22 protein-coding genes are annotated in these 19,717 nt (G+C 69.3%); 14 read left to right on the top strand and 8 right to left on the bottom strand.

Features of this window, described 5'->3' with window-relative positions; all coding sequences use genetic code 11:
• Window positions 1-99: 99 nt before the first annotated feature.
• Window positions 100-957 carry an oxidoreductase gene (locus tag U1701_RS11260; RefSeq protein WP_332782656.1) on the bottom strand — a complete coding sequence of 286 codons (858 nt, stop codon included), beginning with the start codon at window positions 955-957 and terminating at the stop codon, window positions 100-102.
• Window positions 958-1,096: 139 nt separating this feature from the next.
• Here U1701_RS11260 and U1701_RS11255 point away from each other — a divergent pair, with 139 nt between their 5' ends.
• The 4 genes from U1701_RS11255 to U1701_RS11240 all read left to right on the top strand — a co-directional run bounded on the left by U1701_RS11255 (window position 1,097) and on the right by U1701_RS11240 (window position 4,422).
• Complete coding sequence (locus U1701_RS11255; protein ID WP_332782655.1) at window positions 1,097-2,044, top strand: hypothetical protein; 948 nt, start codon at window positions 1,097-1,099, stop codon at window positions 2,042-2,044.
• 285 nt (window positions 2,045-2,329) lie between these two features.
• Window positions 2,330-2,845, top strand: a complete 516-nt coding sequence (gene rplJ / locus U1701_RS11250) for a 50S ribosomal protein L10 (RefSeq protein WP_332782736.1) — start codon at window positions 2,330-2,332, stop codon at window positions 2,843-2,845.
• A 61-nt stretch (window positions 2,846-2,906) separates the two neighbouring features.
• On the top strand, window positions 2,907-3,284 hold the full coding sequence (gene rplL, locus U1701_RS11245; RefSeq protein WP_010407636.1) for a 50S ribosomal protein L7/L12: 378 nt from the start codon (window positions 2,907-2,909) through the stop codon (window positions 3,282-3,284).
• A gap of 295 nt (window positions 3,285-3,579) precedes the next feature.
• Complete coding sequence (locus U1701_RS11240) at window positions 3,580-4,422, top strand: alpha/beta hydrolase (protein WP_332782654.1); 843 nt, start codon at window positions 3,580-3,582, stop codon at window positions 4,420-4,422.
• A gap of 140 nt (window positions 4,423-4,562) precedes the next feature.
• Here the strand turns inward: U1701_RS11240 and U1701_RS11235 are convergent, their stop codons facing one another.
• From U1701_RS11235 to U1701_RS11215, 5 genes are all read right to left on the bottom strand, one after another.
• Window positions 4,563-5,753 carry a hypothetical protein gene (locus U1701_RS11235; protein WP_332782653.1) on the bottom strand — a complete coding sequence of 397 codons (1,191 nt, stop codon included), beginning with the start codon at window positions 5,751-5,753 and terminating at the stop codon, window positions 4,563-4,565.
• 152 nt (window positions 5,754-5,905) lie between these two features.
• Complete coding sequence (locus tag U1701_RS11230; RefSeq protein WP_443026037.1) at window positions 5,906-6,907, bottom strand: nucleotidyltransferase domain-containing protein; 1,002 nt, start codon at window positions 6,905-6,907, stop codon at window positions 5,906-5,908.
• Window positions 6,892-7,746 (bottom strand): HprK-related kinase A, encoded by an 855-nt coding sequence (locus U1701_RS11225; protein WP_332782651.1) that lies wholly within the window; start codon window positions 7,744-7,746, stop codon window positions 6,892-6,894. Before U1701_RS11225 ends, U1701_RS11230 begins: the two co-directional genes overlap by 16 nt.
• Window positions 7,743-8,030 carry an HPr-rel-A system PqqD family peptide chaperone gene (locus tag U1701_RS11220; RefSeq protein ID WP_332782650.1) on the bottom strand — a complete coding sequence of 96 codons (288 nt, stop codon included), beginning with the start codon at window positions 8,028-8,030 and terminating at the stop codon, window positions 7,743-7,745. Before U1701_RS11220 ends, U1701_RS11225 begins: the two co-directional genes overlap by 4 nt.
• 119 nt (window positions 8,031-8,149) lie before the next feature.
• Window positions 8,150-8,563 carry a hypothetical protein gene (locus U1701_RS11215; RefSeq protein ID WP_332782649.1) on the bottom strand — a complete coding sequence of 138 codons (414 nt, stop codon included), beginning with the start codon at window positions 8,561-8,563 and terminating at the stop codon, window positions 8,150-8,152.
• A 121-nt stretch (window positions 8,564-8,684) separates the two neighbouring features.
• Here U1701_RS11215 and U1701_RS11210 point away from each other — a divergent pair, with 121 nt between their 5' ends.
• The 10 genes from U1701_RS11210 to U1701_RS11165 all read left to right on the top strand — a co-directional run bounded on the left by U1701_RS11210 (window position 8,685) and on the right by U1701_RS11165 (window position 18,671).
• Window positions 8,685-9,941: a sensor histidine kinase gene (locus U1701_RS11210; RefSeq protein WP_332782648.1), complete on the top strand. Its 1,257-nt coding sequence runs from the start codon at window positions 8,685-8,687 to the stop codon at window positions 9,939-9,941.
• A 29-nt stretch (window positions 9,942-9,970) separates the two neighbouring features.
• Window positions 9,971-11,017 carry a substrate-binding domain-containing protein gene (locus tag U1701_RS11205; RefSeq protein ID WP_332782647.1) on the top strand — a complete coding sequence of 349 codons (1,047 nt, stop codon included), beginning with the start codon at window positions 9,971-9,973 and terminating at the stop codon, window positions 11,015-11,017.
• A gap of 130 nt (window positions 11,018-11,147) precedes the next feature.
• Window positions 11,148-12,524, top strand: coding sequence for a phosphate ABC transporter permease subunit PstC (gene pstC / locus U1701_RS11200; protein ID WP_332782646.1), 1,377 nt, complete (start codon window positions 11,148-11,150; stop codon window positions 12,522-12,524).
• Window positions 12,517-13,815: a phosphate ABC transporter permease PstA gene (pstA, locus tag U1701_RS11195; RefSeq protein ID WP_332782645.1), complete on the top strand. Its 1,299-nt coding sequence runs from the start codon at window positions 12,517-12,519 to the stop codon at window positions 13,813-13,815. Before pstC ends, pstA begins: the two co-directional genes overlap by 8 nt.
• A gap of 8 nt (window positions 13,816-13,823) precedes the next feature.
• A complete protein-coding gene (gene pstB, locus U1701_RS11190; protein ID WP_332782735.1) occupies window positions 13,824-14,570 on the top strand; it encodes a phosphate ABC transporter ATP-binding protein PstB in 747 nt (248 codons plus the stop codon).
• Window positions 14,571-14,584: 14 nt separating this feature from the next.
• Window positions 14,585-15,271 carry a phosphate signaling complex protein PhoU gene (gene phoU, locus U1701_RS11185; RefSeq protein ID WP_332782644.1) on the top strand — a complete coding sequence of 229 codons (687 nt, stop codon included), beginning with the start codon at window positions 14,585-14,587 and terminating at the stop codon, window positions 15,269-15,271.
• Window position 15,272: 1 nt separating this feature from the next.
• Complete coding sequence (gene phoB / locus U1701_RS11180) at window positions 15,273-15,965, top strand: phosphate regulon transcriptional regulator PhoB (protein WP_332782643.1); 693 nt, start codon at window positions 15,273-15,275, stop codon at window positions 15,963-15,965.
• A gap of 116 nt (window positions 15,966-16,081) precedes the next feature.
• Window positions 16,082-16,435: a hypothetical protein gene (locus U1701_RS11175; RefSeq protein WP_332782642.1), complete on the top strand. Its 354-nt coding sequence runs from the start codon at window positions 16,082-16,084 to the stop codon at window positions 16,433-16,435.
• Window positions 16,436-16,530: 95 nt separating this feature from the next.
• The gene (locus tag U1701_RS11170; protein WP_332782641.1) at window positions 16,531-17,445 is read left to right on the top strand and encodes an SDR family NAD(P)-dependent oxidoreductase; all 915 of its coding nucleotides are present in this window, start codon (window positions 16,531-16,533) and stop codon (window positions 17,443-17,445) included.
• A gap of 194 nt (window positions 17,446-17,639) precedes the next feature.
• Window positions 17,640-18,671: a hypothetical protein gene (locus U1701_RS11165; protein WP_332782640.1), complete on the top strand. Its 1,032-nt coding sequence runs from the start codon at window positions 17,640-17,642 to the stop codon at window positions 18,669-18,671.
• Here the strand turns inward: U1701_RS11165 and U1701_RS11160 are convergent.
• Together U1701_RS11160 and epsC are read right to left on the bottom strand one after the other, a co-directional pair.
• The gene (locus U1701_RS11160; RefSeq protein ID WP_332782639.1) at window positions 18,668-19,006 is read right to left on the bottom strand and encodes a DUF2794 domain-containing protein; all 339 of its coding nucleotides are present in this window, start codon (window positions 19,004-19,006) and stop codon (window positions 18,668-18,670) included. The two genes, U1701_RS11165 and U1701_RS11160, sit on opposite strands and share 4 nt — an antisense overlap.
• Window positions 19,006-19,686: a serine O-acetyltransferase EpsC gene (gene epsC, locus U1701_RS11155; protein ID WP_332782638.1), complete on the bottom strand. Its 681-nt coding sequence runs from the start codon at window positions 19,684-19,686 to the stop codon at window positions 19,006-19,008. Before epsC ends, U1701_RS11160 begins: the two co-directional genes overlap by 1 nt.
• Window positions 19,687-19,717 lie beyond the last annotated feature (31 nt).

The following is a 19,717-nucleotide window of genomic DNA, read 5'->3' as shown; positions in this document are numbered from 1 at the left end:
GGCCGGGGCCCAATTGGGGGACGAGGGTAACGGAACGCAGTCCGTCGTCACTGAGGTTTCCCCATTGGGCCCCGGCCTTCGCCGGGGTGGTGTTGGGGGCTAGGCGTCCGCGTCCTCCGGGAAGTCCGCGCCGAGGCTCACCTCGCGGGCGGCGGTGATGGCATCGAGGCGTTCCTTCAGTTTGGCGGTGACGGCGTCGTAGCCGAACTTGCCGAGTACGAGGTGGCGCGGGGGCGTGTCGTGCTGGACCGCTGCGATGATCGCCTCGCCGGCGCGGACGGGGTCGCCAGCCTGGGTGCCGCTGATGTCCTTGGTGCCGGCCATCCGCGCCTTGGCGGTGTCGGCATAGGCGGGGATGGTGCTCGGCGTCTGCCTGAGCGAGCGGCCGGCCCAGTCGGTGCGGAACGGGCCGGGTTCGACGCAGGTTACGCCGATCCCGAGCGGGCCGACCTCAGCGAGCAGCGCGTCGGACCAGCCTTCGACGGCATGCTTCGACGCGGCGTAATAGCCTGAGCCTGGGAAGCCGATAAGCCCCGCGACCGAGGTGAAGTTGACGATGTTGCCGGCCCCCTGCGCGCGCATCACCGGCAGCACCGCGCGGGTCATCGCGAACAGGCCGAACACGTTGGTGTCGAACTGCGCGCGAATCTCGGCGTCGTCGCCTTCCTCGGCGGTCGCCTGATAGCCATAGCCGGCATTGTTCACGAGCACGTCGATGCGGCCGAACTTCGCGGTGGCCGCAGCGACGGCGGCATCGATCTGCGCCTGGTCGTTGACGTCGAGGTCGAGCGCGAGCGCGCGGTCTTCGAAGCCTTCGACGAGATCGGCGACCCGGTCCGCGCCGCGTGCGGTGACGACGGCGGTCCAGCCGCGGTCGAGCACGAGCCGCGCGAGATCGCGGCCGAAGCCGGTCGAGCAGCCGGTGATGAACCAGACGGGAGAAGCGGGAAGAGTCATGACGCGGCCTTTTCGATGGGGAGAGCAGGAGTTAGGGCGCGGCCGCCCCGCGGCAAGGCCCCTTGCCAGCGAAGGCTTTAACGCGGATCAACGGCGTGGGGGGCAGGCGATGGCACGGCGCGCGATAGGAGCGGTTGGCTTGGCGTTGGCGGCCGGCGCGATGGCGCAGGACGTGCCGGTCGATCCGCGCAAGGCGCCGCCCGAGATCGTCGTCGAAGGCGAACGACCCCATGTCGATGCCGGGGCGTGGACGATCCATAAATGGCCGTCGCGAACGGTCATCGTCAATTCCGGTAGTGCCGGACGAGGAGTTTCGACGACACCGGGCTGGACGGCCCGCACCTGTATCGCCGACGAGGCGCTGGATGACGCGATCGCCCGCCTGCTGGGTCGCGACAACGCCGTCACCCAGCCCGGATGCTCGCGGATGCGGATACGGATCGCCAAGGGTCGGTTGACGGGCCGCAAGGACTGCACGCGGATGATGGCGGTAGGCGGTGACCTAAGGCCCGCGGTCATGGCATCGGCAACCCGGTACACCGGCATTCTGGCACCGACCCGCATCGATGTCCGCCTGCACGCGCGAACGCAGGATAACGGCGAAGACGTCGCCGAGATGACCGGACGCCTCACCGCCGAGCGCACCGGAGCCTGCCCCGCCCCCGCCCCCACCCCCGCCGTGCCGGTCGCCGGACCGGCGGCGCGCGGCGCACCTGACGGCGGGTCTGCCGCGATCCGGGCGGTGTCGCCGTCTCCCGCGCCCAGCCTAGCCATTCCCGGCGAGGATAGACCGGCGAACGCCGCATCCGTCACCACCCCGATCGAGGCCCGTGCGCGCGTTGCGGCGGCGCAGGAATCGGCCGACGATATCGTCGTGGTGGCGCGGCGGTTGCGTAAGTTGCGGCTGCGCTATGCGAGTATCGGCCGGATCCTTTCGTCGTGCCGGCCGGAGATCTCGAGCGGCGACGCGCGGGTCGACCGGATCGGCTGCGCGATCGTGCGGGCCTGCGTGCGCGCTGGGTTCGGCGAGCGGGGGCCGGACATCGCGTGCTTCCGCCGGAAAGTGGATTCGCTGGCGCCCGATTGACTCGCGCGCCAATTCCGCTAAGGCGCTCCCTCGTTCGGCGGGCTTGCTCGCTCGAACTCCGTCCGAGACGGTAGGTGTGCAGGGTTTGCCTGCGCTTAATCTCCTACCTAGACGGGGAATGGAATTTCGTCGCCGTGTTCGCACGTCGGCTGTGTCGCTTGCCTGGCAAGCGCCTCTCCCATGCCCCATCGCCGAGACACCCCGGAAGCGTGGGATGTCCACGCCTCCGGTTAGTGACCGGGTGAACCGCCGCAGGGCGGAACACCCAAAACCGTGGAGAATGGCATGGATCGTGATCAAAAGACCGCGGCCGTCGCTGAGCTGAACCGCAATTTTTCCGAGGTCGGCGTCGTCGTTGTGACGCGCAACCTGGGAATGACCGTCGCACAGTCCACTGTGCTGCGGAACAAGATGCGCGACGCCGGCGCGACCTACAAGGTCTCGAAGAACAAGCTTGCCAAGATCGCGCTGGACGGCACCGACTATCTCTCGCTGGGCGACATGCTCACGGGTCCGGTCGGTCTGGCCAGCTCCATCGATCCCGTCGCGGCCGCCAAGGTGGTCGTCGATTTCGCGAAGACGAACGACAAGTTCGAAATCGTGGGTGGGGCGATGGGTGCGACGACCCTCGACGTCGACGGCGTGAAGGCGCTCGCGACACTGCCCTCGCTGGATGAACTGCGTGCCAAGATCCTCGGCCTCCTCGTTGCCCCGGCAACGAAGCTGGCGACGATCACGCAGGCTCCGGCAGCGCAGATCGCGCGCGTGCTTTCCGCCTACGCGGAGAAGGAAGACGCCTGATCTTGGGCACTTTCGTCAATTTTGAACTGATGGGGCGCATGCCCCGAGATGGAGACTACACATGGCAGACCTGAACGCACTGGTTGACCAGCTTTCGGCCCTCACCGTCCTCGAGGCCGCCGACCTTTCGAAGCTTCTCGAAGAGAAGTGGGGCGTTTCGGCCGCAGCAGCGGTCGCAGCAGCACCTGCAGCCGGCGGTGGCGCAGCCGCACCGGCCGCTGAAGAGCAGACCGAATTCGACGTCATCCTGACCGGCGACGGCGGGAAGAAGATCAACGTCATCAAGGAAGTCCGCGCGATCACCTCGCTCGGCCTGACCGAAGCCAAGACGCTGGTCGAGTCGGCTCCGAAGGCGATCAAGGAGGGCGTGTCGAAGGACGAGGCCGCCAAGATCAAGGCGCAGCTGGAAGCAGCCGGCGCGACCGTCGAGGTCAAGTAAGCCGCAGCGGGAGAGACGGTTTAGCGCGAGCTAAATCGCACTCCCCGCAAGGCCGGCCGGCGGCATTCATGCCGACCGACGAGACTTCGGCTTTGCCGAAGTCGGCCGCAGCTAAGAAAATGGGCGGCCGCAGCGATGCGGTCGCCCTTTTTCGTGCGTGCGTGCGGGCAGTACGCCGTTTCCCGCGACGGCGGAGGCCAGCAACCCCTAACGCTGCGTTCGGAACCCTGGGCTCCCGCTTTCGCGGGAGAACGGGGGGGTTTTCGTTCAGCATGGCTTCGCTATCGTCCGCCGGATGCGCCCTACCCTGCTCCGTCCGCTGCTCCTCCTTCCCCTGCTGCTCGCCGCCGCGTGTGCGGATGCGCAGTCGATCCACGACCGGATCTATCAGCCGCAGACGGCGCCGCTGAGCGTGGCGGGGCTGCCGCGCGGCGCCACGCTGGATCAGGTGCGCACCGCGGACGGGCTGTTGCTTCGCGGCGTCGAAGTGGCGGGCGCCGCGGACAAGCCGGTGCTGCTGGTGTTCCACGGCAATGCGAGCAGCGCGGACCGCAGCGTCGAATGGTTCGCGCCGCTGGTCGCGGAGGGCTATGGCGTCGTCGCGGCGGAGTATCGCGGCTATAGCGGCAACCCCGGGCGACCCGATGCCAAAAGCCTCGCGGCGGATGCGGACGCATTCTACGCGCGTGCCCGGGCGCTCGCCGGCACGCGGCGCGTCATCGTCGTCGGGCATAGCCTGGGCGGCGGGGTCGCGTTCGGGCTGGCGACGCGGCAGCGGCTCGATGCGCTGGTGACGGTCGGGACGTTCACACGGCTGCGCGCGATGGCGCCGAAGATCGCGCGGGCGTTCGTGCCCGACGACTATGACAATCTGGCCGCGGTGCCCACGCTGGACGAACCCTATTTCCTGATCCACGGGACCGCCGACGATGTCGTGCCTGCACAATTGGGCAACGCGCTGCACGTCGCGGCGGCGAAGGCGCACAAGGCGGGCGCTTCGTTCGTGATCGCAGGCGGCGGGCACCACCCCGATGCGGCGGTGATGGCGGCGATCGTCGATACGATCGCGGCGCGGGTAGCGGGGACGGCGGCCCCTGCCCTGCCGGCGAGCGTCAAAGTGTATCCGTTCGGCCAGTAACGACCGCGCACAAGACGCCCCCTCCCCGTCATCCCAGCGAGGGCTGGGATCTCTGGCGGATATGGCGGGACAGGAGCCGCCCGAGACCCCGGCCTTCGCTGGGGTGACGGTTTTTGGGGGGGCCTGCTCCCGGCCGGTCCTTACCGCTCGAACGCGGCCGCGTGCGGCCTGGCTGCGATGTCGGTGGACATTTTGGGCGGCGCGTCGAGCCAGAACGGCGCGAGCTTGGCGGAATCGACGCGTTCGATGCCGACCGCCCAGGCGCGCGTCGTCTGGCCGTCGGGATAGAGGCAATTCACCGCGACGATGGGCACGAACATCGGGCGGTTGGCCGCGGTCAGCGTCTGGATCGCGTCGCGCGGGGTGGCGGCGATCGCCTTGACGCTGCGCGTCTCCCCCGGCGCGAGCGCGAAGGGCGGAGTCGCGGGGCGGACGATCGGCGCGGCGGTGAGCGCAGCGAGATCGGCGTCGAGCCCCAGATGCGCGGTGAGCAAAGCGGCGCCGACGCGGATCCCCTCGGCCGGCGCGGCGCCGGTGTTGGTGACGAGCAGGTCGCATTCGACCACTGCGCTGAGCAGGTTGAGCCCGGCGCGACGCGGGCGCATATCGACCGAGAGGCGCGCGCGGGGGGCCTGCGGGACCGCCGGTTCGAGGAAGCGCGGCGCGGCAGGTGCGGCGACGATGGGTTCGGGTGCGAGTGCGGGAGCGGGTTCGGGCTGGGGTTCGGGTTCGGGTTCGGGTTCGGGTGTTGGCTCGATGTAATCGGGCTCGACATTTCGCTCGGGCACGTCCTTGCGGCGGCGGTTCAATGCCCACAGCGCGGCCAGCACGACGACGATGACTGCGGGGAGAAGCCAGATCGGCATCATCCGGCCGGTTTCAGGCGCCGCGAGCGTGGGTTCGGGTTGGGACTTGGGTAGTGACGCCGGCGCTGGCGTCGCGGCGACGGTGGGCGTTGCGAGCGGCGTCGGGGCGGGTGTCGGGACAGGCGCCGGGGTCGGAGCCGGCGTCGAACGGGGAACCGGCGTCGGCGCGGGCGTCGCGGCCGGACGCGTGGGGGTCTGCGCCGAGGGAGTCGGGCGGGTGGGACGCGGCGTCGCGGTCGCGCGGGGCGCCCGCGTGGCGGTCGGGGTCGGTGTCGGCGTGGGCGCCGCGCTCGGCAGGACGATGACCGGCGCCGGCGGCACCGGGACGGTCTGCGGCGCGAGGCTTTCAAGGCCGCGGGGCGGCAGCGGGGTGTCCTGCGTGGTCTGGGCCGCGGCGGGGCTCATCAGGCTGGCGGCCAGGACCGCGAAGGCGGCGGGCGCTGCAGCACGCCGGTCGATCGTCATCTTTGTATTCCCTCTGTGCCTTGCATGGCTCGCGGACGATGACCGTCGCGCCGCGGCAAGCCGTCTTGCGACGGGTCGGGGCGGGTTAGCGGTCAAGTCCTGGTTTTGCCAGCGCGCGCGCCAAGAAGGCGGGGTTCGAGGAAGGGTGTCGTTCACGCCTTGCGCCATTTGATCCAGAGATGCCGCGCCAGCATCGCGGGCGGCATGCGCAACGCGTGCGACCGGACATAGAAGACCAGCCGGGTCACCGGGCGGGTCGGGCACCCCCAGCCGTCGCGTGCGAGCAGCCGGCGAACATAGAACCGATCGCCTCCCGTCGCCGTCGCCCCGTCGAACACCGCCGCGACCAGCCGCAACGCGCGCGCCACCGCCTCGCTCAGCCCGTGATGCGCCGCCCGCGGCGCCAGCCCCTGCGTTCCGAACTCCTCCACCAGACAGCGGATGTCCCACAGGTTGCGCAAGCCCCCGGCGAGATCGCCATCGGCGAACAGGTGCGCGGCGGCATGGACGATCATGTCGTTCGCGCTCGGCACCGACAGCCCGTTGCCCAGCGCCACCGCGTCACCGAGCAACCCGGTCGCATCGGGCGTCGGCCGCGCGGTCAGCGGCAGGATGGTGTGGTGGACGTCGATCATCCGGTCGCGCTCGCGGTGGATCAGCGGCGGCAGCTCGTGCATCCAGCGCCGGTAATAAGCGTCGTCATAAGGATCGGGCTTTACCCACTCCCAACCGGCCGCGAGCAACGCCGCCTCGACCGCGTCGAGATCGCGCTGCGCGACGAGGATGTCGAGATCGCCGATCGACCGCCCCCGCCCCGCCAGCAGCCCGGCGGCGACGAACGCGGTGCCCTTCAGCAGCACCACCGGGCAGCCGAGCGGTGCCAGCGCGCGCCGCGCCATCTCGGCCTCCCAGAGCGCGGCGCGACGGCCGTACTCGGCGCCCGCCCGCGCGTCGGCAAGGATCCGCGCGACCGAGGCCGGCATCGCCAGCCCGTCGAGCCGTACGGCGAGCGTGCCGATCAGCTGCTCGGCGCGCGCCATCGCGATCAGCGCGGTCCAGCCCTGCGCATCCAGCGCCGCGGTCGTCGCGGGATCGGCGAGCGCGCGGGCAAGCAGGGTGGCATCGGTCCCGGAAGGTCTCAAAGCGCGTCCCACAGCGCCTCCACCTGCGCCACCGCGCGCGCGCCGTCGGGATAGTCGAGCGCGACCGACGGCACCGCGCGGATCAGCCCGGTCAGCGCGGCGAACCCCGCCTCGCCCAGCGCGACGTAGTTGGTCGAGGCCTGGGTCATCCGCACGAACGCCTCGGCGGGCGGGACAGGGCGCACCGCCGCCTCGAACCCGTAGCGCGGGAACAGCAGCAGCGCGGGGCGTGCCGGCACGTCCATCGCGGCGATCGCGCGCGCGTCGGGGACGATGTGGCGGATGTCGCCCTTGGGCGTGCCCGCCATCAGCGGCCCGAGCCGCGCATCGGGCCGCGCCGCGATCGCCGCGGCGATCCCTTCGTTCTTGAGGCTGATCAGCCGCGGGAAGGCGTGCACCAGCCCGGTGGCGGGATCGAGCAGCGCGAACTCGTCGCCCATGAACCGCCAGCCGCGCGCGGCGAGCAGGCTGGCGAGTGTCGACTTCCCCGCCCCCGAAATGCCCGTCATCAGCACGGCGCGCCCGTCGCGCTCGACCGCGGACGCGTGCAGCAACAGGTATCGCCGCCCGCCCAGCGCCAGCTGCAGGTTCATCGCCATCTCGGCGGCGAGCAGCCCTTGCGACAACGGCAGCGGCGCGGCTTCGGGCAGCATGTAATCCCCGCCGATCTCGACCGACGGACGCACGAACCGCCGCCATGGCCGCCGCGCGAACAGGCGGACGGTGAAGTCGGGCACGTCGGGCGTGGGATAGTCACGGTACAGCGTTTCGAGCGCGGCGATGGGCGCGCGCCAGTCGGATCCGACGCGGAACCCCACCGGGCCGATCCGGACCGCGAACGCGTGCCTCATGCGGTCGCGACAAGGCCTGCGACGACCAGCTCGTCGAGCCGCGCCGCCAACGCGTCGCGGTCGGCATCGGCCAGCGCATAGTCGGCGGACAACCGCGCGAGCAGCGCGTCGAGAGTCAGCCCGTCCTGCCCCAGTGCCTGCAAAATCTGCGGCGCGGGTTCGGTGAGAAGGTGCGTGATGCCGGAGGCGCGGTGGAAGACGGCGGTGAATGCGTCGAGGGGGGCGACGAGCATCGCCTCGGCAGGGGGGGCTCGGTAAATTATGACACCTTCCCCCTTCGTCATGCCGGACTAGTTCCGGCATCCATGGTGCCGCAAACTCTCCGGCCAATTGGTTTGCCGCACGATGGACCCCGGAACCAGTCCGGGGTGACGGAGCGTTTGACGCGCCGCCACCGTTTTTCTCAGCCGCGCGGCATCTGCAACGAGGCGAAACAGGTGAAGCCGCCCTGGCCGCGTTGCAGCCGGCGGATATAGTTCACATAGGCGCGGCTGCGTTCGGAATCGGTGCCGGGCAGCGTGTTGCCGCTGGCCAGCGCCCGGCGGACCTCTTCGCCCTTGAACGGCCGCGTCGCCGGTGGGAACGCGCCCCTGGTGCCCGACGGCACCACCTTGCCCTGCGCGTCGATGTAGCTGCCCGCGCGGCCGGGGTCGGGCACCGGGATCTCGCAGGTGAGCACCGACCCGGCGGTCTGCGCCAGCGCCGGCCGGATCGACACCACCGCGCTCGCGCTCACCGCGCCGAGCATCAGCATGCGCCGCGTCGGTACGGCGGCGCCTTCGCCCTGGTCGGATTCGGATCGCGGATCGTCGGTCATGCTGCCCCTGCTAGCGCCAAGCCCTTTCACAATCCTGAAGCGGTGACAAGCGGGCCCCGCCCCGCGTGCCGAAGCGGGACGGGCTGGCGCTGCGTGCACCAATTATCGTAAGGAGCGCGCAATGCTTTCCGGATTTGGCCTGCGCACCTTCTGGGCGATCGTCGTCGTCGTCGTCGCGGCGCTCGCCGTGTACGTGATCACCGAGGGAATCCAGGGCGCGATAGTCACGCTGGTCGGCGGGGTCGCGGCGGCGTTGGTGGCCGCGGGCACCGGCGACGACGACACCGAGGTCGACGCCATCCCGATCACCCCTACCCCGTCGATCCTCGACGAGGTGCTGGAAGCGATCGTCGAACCCGTGCTGCTGATCCGCGCGGGCCAGGTGTCGCTCGCCAACGCGGCCGCCCGCGCGCTGCTCGGCCAGCATATCGTCGGCGACGACGCCCGCGTCGCGATCCGCCACCCCGCCGCGGCGGCGCGCATCGCCGCGCCGCAACCCGCCGATCCTGAACGGCCGATCGAGCTGGTCGGTCTCGGCACGCGCGACCAGCGCTGGGAAATGCGCGTCGGCGAGGCCTCGGACGGGACCCGGATCGTCCATCTGATCGACCAGACCGGCAACTATGCCGCCGAGCGGATGCGCGTCGATTTCGTCGCCAATGCCAGCCACGAGCTGCGCACCCCGCTCGCCTCGATCCTCGGCTTCATCGAGACGCTGAGCGACGAGGCCGGCGAGGACCCCGCGGTCCGCACCCGTTTCCTCAAGGTGATGGACGACGAAGCGCGGCGGATGCTGCGGCTGATCGAGGACCTGATCTCGCTGAGCCGGATCGAGGCGGAGAAGTATCGCCTGCCCGACAACGCGGTCGATCTGACCCAGCTCGTCGCCGACGTTCGCGACGAGCTGGAGGACACCGCCGGCACCCGCGGCCGCGACCTGATCGAGGCGATCGACCCGGCGGTGCCGGCGGTATCGGGCGACCGCGTGCAGCTGTCGCAGATGCTCCACAACCTGATCGGCAACGCGCTCAAATATGGCCGCGCGGGCACGCCGGTGACGATCTCGCTGCGTCGCGACGATTCGGGGATGATCCGGCTGTCGGTGCGCGACGAGGGCGAAGGCATCGCCGCGGTGCACATCCCGCGGCTGACCGAACGTTTCTACCGCGCCGATTCCGGGCGCAGCCGCTCGGTCGGCGGCACCGGGCTGGGCCTCGCCATCGTCAAGCACATCGTCGAGCGGCATCGCGGCCGGCTCGACATCGTCAGCCAGGTCGGCATCGGCACCACGGTGATGGTGATCCTGCCCCCGCACGTCGCGCCATCGGGGACGCTGTCACAAAAGAGCAACGCAACTGTCACACAGACGCGGCTGTAGCGCGCTATCCGCCCGCTGGATCGGGGATGATGGTGCGACGCTGGGTTGGTCTTTTGGTGATGGTGACGGTCGGCGGGTGCGTCGACCAGGCGAACGGCGGCGGCGCCGGATCGCGTGACCAGATCACCGCGGTGGGGTCTTCGACGGTCTATCCGTTCACGACGATGATCGCCGAGCAACTGGTCGCCAACGACGCCGACGCGCGCGCGCCGGTGATCGAATCGACCGGCACCGGCGCGGGCATGAAGCTGTTCTGCGGCGGCGTGGGCGCCGCGCATCCCGATATCGAGGACGCGTCGCGCCGGATGAAGGCCAGCGAATATGCCGAATGTGCGAAGAACGGCGTCGGCCAGATCCTGGAGATCCAGGTCGGCATCGACGGCATCGCCTTTGCCGAGGCGAAGAACGGCGCGAAGATGTCGCTGACCCCGGTCGATCTCTACAAGGCGCTCGCGGCCAACCCCGGCGGCAGGCCCAACACCGCGCGGCTGTGGCGCGACGTCAACCCGGCGCTGCCCGCGCTGCCGATCCAGGTCTATGGCCCGCCCGCGACCAGCGGCACGCGCGATGCGCTCGCCGAGCTGATCCTGACCAAGGGATGCGAGGACTCCGACCCGTCCGCCGCCGCGCTCGCGAAATCCGATCCCGAGGCGCACAAGGCGCTGTGCACGCGCGTCCGTGAGGACGGCGTCTATGTCGATGCCGGCGAGAACGACAATCTGATCGTCCAGAAGCTGCAGTCGAACCCCAATGCGATCGGCGTGTTCGGCTATTCCTATCTCGAAGAGAATAAGGACGCGGTGAACGGGGTCACGATCTCCGGCGTCGCGCCGACTTATGCGACGATCGCGGACAATCGCTATCCGGGCTCGCGGCCGCTCTACATCTACGTGAAGAAGGCGCATCTGACCGCGATTCCGGGGTTACGGACGTTCCTGAAACTCTATGCCGCGAACTGGAGCGCGACCGGGCCGCTGGTGAAGCGCGGGCTGATCGCGGCGCCGGCGGATGTGCAGGCACGCTCGGCGGCGATCGTGGCGAACGAGACGGTGCTCGATCCGGCGGTGTTGCGTTGATGGCGCACCCGGCCCCCTTCGTCACCCCGGACTTGTTCCGGGGTCCATTGTGCGGCGTACGCCCCCGGCGGTTGGACATGCGGACCCATGGATGCCGGACCAAGTCCGGCATGACGAAGGTGCGTAACTGATGTCCCCCGTCGCCCTCCTGTTCCTCGTCCTCGGTCTCGGCCTGATCGGCTGGCTCACCGCGCGGGTCCGCGCCACGCGGTTCCGCAAGGCGACCACCGCGCGGTTCAGTTCGCTGCCCGCGCATCATGGCTGGTTCGTCGCGCTGTGGACGATCGTTCCGCCGCTGCTCTTCCTCGTCGTCTGGAGCCTGGTCGCGCCGGCCCTCGTCACCGATACCGTGCTCGCCACCCCGGCGGCGGTGCAGCTGCCCCCGCCCGGCTTCGACCGTGCGTCGATCCTGTCGGAGGCGCGCAGCCTGGCCGAAGGGCGCAGCTTCGGCGCGTTCCACGAGCTCGCGCGCACGCTGGCGCCGGCCTATGCCGCCGCGCAGTCGCGCTTCGACTGGATCGCCAGCGCGCTCGCGGTGCTGCTCGCCTTTGCCGGCGGCGCGTTCGCGTTCACCCGCGTCCGCCCCGGGTTCGGCGCGCGGACCCAGGTCGAACGCGTCGTCATGCTGCTGCTGCTCGGCGCCTCGCTGATCGCGATCCTGACGACGATCGGCATCGTCGCGTCGCTGCTGTACGAATCCGCGCGGTTCTTCTCGGTCGTACCGATCACCGACTTCCTGTTCGGCACGCATTGGAGCCCGCAGGTGATCGACGCGCGCGATCCCGGCGCATCGCTCGGCGCGGTGCCGCTGTTCTGGGGCACCTTCTTCATCGGCGCGGTGATCGCGATGATCGTCGCGATCCCGTTCGGGCTGATGAGCGCGATCTACCTGACGCAATATGCAGCACCCAACACCCGCAAATGGATGAAGCCGATCCTCGAGGTGCTCGCGGGCGTGCCGACCGTCGTCTACGGCTATTTCGCCGCGCTGACGGTGGCGCCGGCGGTCCGCGACTTCGCGGTGTGGATCGGGGTCAGCTGGGCGAGCTCGGAAAGCGCGCTCGCGGCGGGCCTCGTGATGGGGATCATGATCATCCCGTTCGTGTCGTCGATGGCCGATGACTCGATTGCCGCGGTCCCCTCGGCGATGCGCGACGGCAGCCTGGCGATGGGCGCGACCTCGTCCGAGACGATCCGCAAGGTGTTGCTGCCCGCCGCGCTGCCCGGCGTCGTCGGCGGCATCCTGCTCGCGGTCAGCCGCGCGATCGGCGAGACGATGATCGTCGTGATGGCGGCCAGCGGCGTCGCGACGATGACTCTCAACCCGTTCGCCAGCACCACCACCGTCACCAAGCAGATCGTCGACCTGCTGACCGGCGAGGCCGAGTTCGACAGCCCCAAGACGCTCGCCGCGTTCGCGCTGGGGCTCACGCTGTTCGTCGTCACCCTGCTCCTCAACATCGTCGCGCTGACGGTCGTGAAACGGTATCGCGAAGCTTATGAGTGACACGCTCGTCCCCCAGCTGCCGATGAGCGGCAAGGATCCGGCGGAGCGCGTGCCGACCGACTGGACGACCCGGTCGATGCAGACTCGCATCCGCCGCCGCTATGCGTCCGAACGCCGCTTCCGCCTGGCCGGGCTGGCGGCGGTCTGGCTGTCGGCGGGGTTCCTCGCCTTCCTGCTGATCTCGATGCTGATCCAGGGCGCGACGGGGTTCACCGAGACCCGGGTCGCGTTGCCGATCGACTTCGCCGCTGCCAAGCTGCCGGTCGAACCCGCACGGCTGCAGGGGCGCGGCGCCGATCTCGCGCTGGCGGCGGCCAACCTCGAAGGCGCGGTCGATTCGGCGGCGACCAAGGCGTTCGGCAAAGACGGCACCGCCCTGCTGTCCGATGGCGCGTGGCAGACGGTGCGCGACGCGATCAAGGCGGATCCGACCCTGCTCGGTCGCGCCTCGACCGTCGCCGTACCGGTCTCGAGCCCGATCGACATGGCCGCCAAGGGCGACGGCACACCCGCTGCCGAGGCCGTGCTCGCCCGGTTGAAGGCGCGCGGCGCGATCTCGACCGCGCTCAGCATGACCTTCCTGACGTCCGCCGATTCGACTGATGCGACCCGCGTCGGCATCTGGGGCGCGTTCAAGGGCTCGCTGCTGACCATGGCGGTGACCTTGCTGCTCGCCTTCCCGATCGGCGTGCTGTCGGCGCTGTATCTTGAGGAATATGCGACGCGGAACCGCTGGACCGACCTGATCGAGGTTTCGATCAACAACCTGGCTGCGGTGCCGTCGATCATCTTCGGGCTGCTCGGGCTGGCGGTGTTCCTCGGCACCTTCGGGATGCAGCGCTCGGCACCGATCGTCGGCGGGCTGACGCTCGCGCTGATGACGATGCCCGTCATCGTCATCGCCGGGCGCAACGCGATCAAGGCGGTGCCACCGTCGATCCGCGACGCCGCGCTCGGCATCGGCGCGTCGCCCGTGCAGGTGGTGTTCCACCATGTCCTGCCGCTCGCGCTGCCCGGCATCCTGACCGGCACGATCATCGGCATGGCGCGCGCGCTGGGCGAGACCGCGCCGTTGCTGATGATCGGCATGCGCGCGTTCATCGCCGCGCCCCCCTCGGGGCTCGACGATCCGGCGACCGTGCTGCCGGTGCAGATCTTCCTCTGGTCGGACCAGGTCAGCCGCGGCTTCGTCGAGAAGACGTCGGCGGCGATCATCGTCCTGCTCGTCTTCCTCCTCGCGATGAACGGCGTCGCGATCTACCTCCGCAACAAATTCGAGACACGCTGGTGACCAACAAGATGACCGCACGCGACGTCAGCGTGTTCTACGGCCAGAAGCGCGCGATCGACCATGTGTCGATCGACGTCGACATGGATCACGTCACCGCCTTTATCGGCCCGTCGGGCTGCGGCAAATCGACCTTCCTGCGCACGCTCAACCGCATGAACGACACCGTCGCCAGCGCCCGGGTCGAGGGCCGGATCGAGCTCGACGGCCATGACATCTACGCGCCGGATATGGACGTCGTGCAGTTGAGAGCGCGCGTGGGCATGGTGTTCCAGAAACCCAACCCGTTCCCGAAATCGATCTACGAGAACGTCGCCTATGGCCCGCGCATCCACGGGCTCGCCGGCACCAAGGCGGACCTCGACCGCATCGTCAAGAAGTCGCTGCGGCGTGCGGGGCTGTGGGACGAGGTCAAGGATCGCCTGACCGACAGCGGCACCGCGCTGTCGGGCGGCCAGCAGCAGCGGCTGTGCATCGCACGCGCGATCGCGGTCGATCCCGAAGTGATCCTGATGGACGAACCGTGTTCCGCGCTAGATCCGATCGCCACCGCCAAGATCGAGGAGCTGATCCACGAGCTGCGCGGCCGCTACGCGATGGTGATCGTCACGCACAACATGCAGCAGGCGGCGCGGGTCAGCCAGAAGACCGCGTTCTTCCACCTCGGCACGCTGGTGGAGTACGGCAACACGTCGGACATCTTCACCAACCCGCGCGAGGAACGCACCAAGGACTACATCACCGGTCGCTACGGCTGAGTGGAGGGACGATCATGAATACGCATACCGTGAAAGCCTTCGACAACGACATCGGCCAGCTGCGCGGGCTGATCTCGGAGATGGGCGGGCTCGCCGAAGAGGCGATCGCCAAGGCGATGCAGGCGCTGGTCCGCAACGATCTCGCGCTTGCCGCGCAGGTCCGCGCCGAGGACAAGAAGATCGACGCGATGCAGGCCGAGGTCGAGCGGCTCGCGGTCCAGATCATCGCGCTGCGCGCGCCGATGGCCGTGGACCTGCGCGAGGTCGTCGCCGCGTTGAAAATCGCCGGCGTGGTCGAGCGGATCGCCGATTACGCCAAGAACATCGCCAAGCGGCTGCCGATGATCGACGGCGAACACCGGATCGAACCGATCTCGATCCTGCCCGCGATGGGCCGGATGGCGAGCGAGATGGTCCGCGAAGTGCTCGACGCGTTTGCCGCGCGCGATGCCGAGGCGGCGGTGCGCGTCCGCGAAAGCGACAGCGCGCTCGACGATTTCTACGACAGCATCTTCCGCACGCTCGTCACCTACATGGTCGAGAACCCCAAGACGATCAGCCAGGTCGCGCATCTGCTGTTCGTCGCCAAGAACCTCGAACGGATCGGCGATCACGCGACCAACGTCGCCGAAATGGTCTATTTCGCCGCCACCGGCACCCAGATGACCGACCGCGATCGCGGCGAAACGCAGGAGCAATAACATGGCACGCGCACGCATGTTGCTGGTCGAGGACGACGCGGCGCTCGCCGAACTGTTGATCTGGCATTTCAAGCGCGAGGATTTCGAGATCGCGCACACCCCCGATGGCGAGGAAGCGCTGTTGCTCGCGCGCGAGAAGGTGCCCGACATCGTCCTGCTCGACTGGATGGTCGAGGGGATTTCGGGGATCGAGGTCTGCCGCCGGCTGCGCCGCGCGCCCGAGACGCAGAACGTCCCGATCATCATGCTCACCGCGCGTGGCGAAGAAGAGGACCGCGTCCGCGGGCTCGAGACCGGCGCCGACGATTATGTCACCAAGCCCTTCTCGCCACGCGAACTGGTCGCGCGCGTCGGCGCGGTGCTGCGCCGCGTCCGCCCGGCGCTGGCGGGCGAAGCGCTGAGCTATGCCGACATCGAGATGGACACGGTTGGTCACAAGGTCCGGCGCTCGGGCGAGGTCGTCGCCCTGGGGCCGACCGAATTCCGGCTGCTCAAGCATTTCCTCGAACATCCCGGCTGGGTGTTCTCGCGCGAGCGGCTGCTCGACGCGGTGTGGGGGCATGATTCGGATATCGAGGCGCGCACCGTCGACGTGCACATCCGGCGCCTGCGCAAGGCGATCAACGTCGGCGAGCGCCCCGACATCATCCGCACCGTGCGTTCGGCCGGATATTCGCTCGATACGGGGGGATAAGCCTCCCTTCCGCGACAGGGCGAATGGAATCGGATGCGAAACGAAGGACCCAAGCGCGCGTTAGTGCGTTCAGAACACGCGCTACCAAAATGGTGCACCCATTTTAGGAGATTCGTATGAAGACCATCCTTCTCGCCGCCGCCGCATTCCTCGCCACGCCGGTGGTCGCTCAGACCACCCCGGCGCCTGCCGACCCGGCGATGCAGACGGCACCTGCCGATCCGGCCGCGCAGGCTGCTCCTGCCGATCCGGCGATGCAGACCGCGCCCGCAGCGCCGGCCGATCCCGCGATGGCACCGGCTGCCGATCCCGCAGCACCGCCAGCCGCGCCGATGGCCCCGCCGGCCCCTGCTGCCGGTGGCGTGACCTTCGGTCAGCCGACGGTGACCCCGCCGACTCCGGCACCCGCGGAGTATCCGCTGTGCTCGAAGACGGTCAAGGACGGCTGCCGCAACCGCGGCGGCAAGTAAGCGTATCGCGCAAGCGGCCGTGACCCTGCCGCTTGCGCCGACCGCTTTACGTTATAGGGAAGGCGCTCCAATCATAAGAGAGGGGCGCCTTTTCCATGTCTGAGCACTTCGGATCGATCCGCTTCGACGGTCGGGTCGCGATCGTCACCGGCGCGGGCGGTGGCCTGGGCCGCGCTTATGCGATCGAACTGGCGCACCGCGGCGCCAAGGTGGTCGTCAACGATCTGGGCGCCAGCCGCGACGGCACCGGACATAGCGACGCCGCTTTGCGGGTCGTCGCCGAGATCGAAGCGGCCGGCGGGACCGCGATGGCCGACGGCGGCAGCGTCACCGATTACGACCAGATGGCCGCGATGGTCGCGCGCGCGACCGACGCCTGGGGCGGCGTCCACGTCCTGATCAACAATGCCGGCGTGCTGCGCGACAAGAGCTTCGCCAAGATGGAGCCCGCCGATTTCCGCTTCGTCGTCGACGTCCATCTGAACGGCTCCGCCAACGCAACCAAGGCGGTGTGGGAGACGATGCGCGCGCAGAATTACGGCCGCATCCTGATGACCGCGTCGTCGACCGGGCTGTACGGCAATTTCGGGCAGGCGAATTACGGCGCGGCCAAGCTAGGGCTCGCCGGGCTGACCAAGACGCTCGCGATCGAGGGCGCGAAGAACAACATCCGCGTCAACACGCTGGCCCCGACCGCGGGCACGCGGATGACGCAGGACATTTTTCCGGAGGAGGCGTTCAAGGCGTTCTCGCCCGACACGGTGGCGCCGGCGGCGGTCTATCTGGTGTCCGAGGACGCGCCGACCAACATGATCGTCGGCGCCGGCGCGGGTGTGTTCCAGGCGGCCTATGTGACGCTGACCCAAGGCGCGCACCTGACTGGCGACGACCTGTCGGCCGAAGGCGTCGCGGCGCACTGGGCGCAGATCACCGACCGCACCGACGAGATGGTCCCGCAATCGGGCGCCGAGCAGGCGATGAGCATCTTGCGGACGTTGCAGCGCGGGTAACTGCTCGAGCATGCACCTCTCCCCTCCCTGAAAGGGAGGGGCCGGGGGTGGGTCGGCATGGGGCGCGCGCTGCGGTTCCTCTCGAACCAACCCACCCCCAACCCCTCCCTTCCAGGGAGGGGAGCAAGTTCCGCGACGGCTGTATTGCCACCCCAATACACCAATGCTAGTCCTGTCGAAACAGGGGAACGGCCATGTACAGCGAGAGCGACATCGACAACGCGGTCACCGCGGGAGTCCTGACTCCCACGGTCGCGACCGCGTTCCGCAACCACGTCGCCGCGACGCGCGATACGCCCGCGGTCGATGAAGAGCATTTCCGGCTGCTGACCGGGTTCAACGACATCTTCGTCTCGATCGCGTTGGTCATCCTGCTGATGGCGGTCGGCCAGATCGGCGGCCGCATCGCACCCGGTATCGGCGGCGCAGCGATCGCCGCGGTGGCGTGGGGGCTCGCCGAATTCTTCACCGCGAAACGCCGGATGGCATTGCCGAGCATCCTGCTGCTGCTGGCGTTCGTGGGCGGCATCGCCGGCGCGGTCAGCCTGTTCGGGCGCGAACTCATCGGCCCTGACGGGTCCGAGCGCGTGCAGTCGCTGATCGCAGCGGTCGCCGCGATCGCCGCCGCTGCAGGCGCTTGGGCGCACTGGCGCAGGTTCAAGGTGCCGATCACGATCGCCGCGGGCGTCGCGGCGCTGGTCGGGCTGCTCTTCGCGCTTCTGCTCGCCGCGATCCCCAGCGCGAAGGAGGCGATATGGCCGCTGCTCGCGATCGCCGGGTTCGGCGTGTTCGCGCTGGCGATGCGCTGGGACCTCAGCGACCGCCAGCGGATCACGCGCCGCGCCGACGTCGCCTTCTGGCTGCACCTCGCCGCCGCGCCGATGATCGCGCATCCGATCTTCCAGCTGCTCGGCGTGTTCGGCAACGACATCGGGATCGGCACCGCGCTGGTCGTGCTCGCGCTGTACCTCGCCTTCGGGTTCATCGCGCTCGCGGTCGACCGCCGCGCGCTGCTGGTGTCGAGCCTCGCCTATGTCCTTTACGCGATGTACGCGCTGGTCCGCACCAGCGGTGCGGTCGAGCTGAGCGCGGCGATCACCGGACTGGTGATCGGATCGGCGTTGCTCAGCCTGTCGGCGTTCTGGCAGCCGATGCGGCGACGGGTGGTCGGCACGCTCGGCGATCTGGGGCAGCGGTTGCCGCCGGTGCAGCTGGCGACCGCCTAGTCGACCAGCTTCATCAGCCGGCGCTCGACCGGCGCCAGCACCGGGCCCAGTTCATGCCCGCGCTTGACGATCATGCCGCCCTCACCGACCAGCGCCCACATGCCCTGGCGGTTGCGTAGCGCGGGCCGCTTCTCGATCCGGAATTCGGGCCGTTCGGCGGCGCGGCGGAAACAGCCGAACACCGCGGCCTCGGCGCCGAGATCGATCGCATAGTCGCGCCAATGCCCGGCGGCGACCATCCGGCCGTAGAGGTCGAGGATCCGCGACAGTTCGGCGCGGTCGAACCCGACCTGCGTCGGCGCAGACCGGTTCGGGAATGGCGTAACGACCCCCATCAGGCGCGGTCGCGCTCCTGGGGTTCGGCAAGCAGCGCATCGAGCCGCTTGCGCATCGTTTCGAGCTCGCAGCGCATGATTTCCATCCGCTGCGTCGCGGGATCGAACGCTTCGCTGCACGGCGTACCGTAAGGCACGAACGGCGCAGCGGGGGCGATGCCGCCCTCGACCGTCGTCGCGCGTGCCGGGATGCCGACCACCGTCGTCCCCGCGGGCACGTCGCGCGTCACCACCGCGTTGGCGCCGACGCGCGAACGCGGCCCGAGCGTGATCGGGCCGAGCACCTGCGCGCCCGACCCGACGATCGCACCATCCATCAGCGTCGGGTGGCGCTTGCCGGTCACGCCATTGTCGGGGCTGGTGCCGCCCAACGTCACGCATTGGTAGATCGTCACGTCATTGCCGATCTCGGCGGTCTCGCCGATCACGACGAAGCCGTGGTCGATGAAGAAATTGCGTCCGATCGTCGCGCCCGGATGGATGTCGATCGCGGTCAGGAACCGCGACAGATGGTTGACGACGCGCGCCAGGAAAAAGAGCCGAGACAGGAACAGCCAGTGCGCGATCCGGTGAAAGCCGAGCGCCCAGACGCCGGGATACAGCAGGATTTCCGCCAGCGATCGTGGCGCCGGGTCGCGCGCGCGGATCGATTCGAGATAGGCTACCAACCGGCTCGCCATGCGCGCGTCCCCTTCGTGTGGTGACCATTTA

It is taken from the genome of Sphingomonas rhamnosi (assembly GCF_036663615.1).
Classification (GTDB): Bacteria; Pseudomonadota; Alphaproteobacteria; order Sphingomonadales; family Sphingomonadaceae; genus Sphingomonas.
The sequence above is the reverse complement of the archived record's forward strand: the minus strand, read 5'-3'. Positions and strand labels throughout refer to the sequence as shown.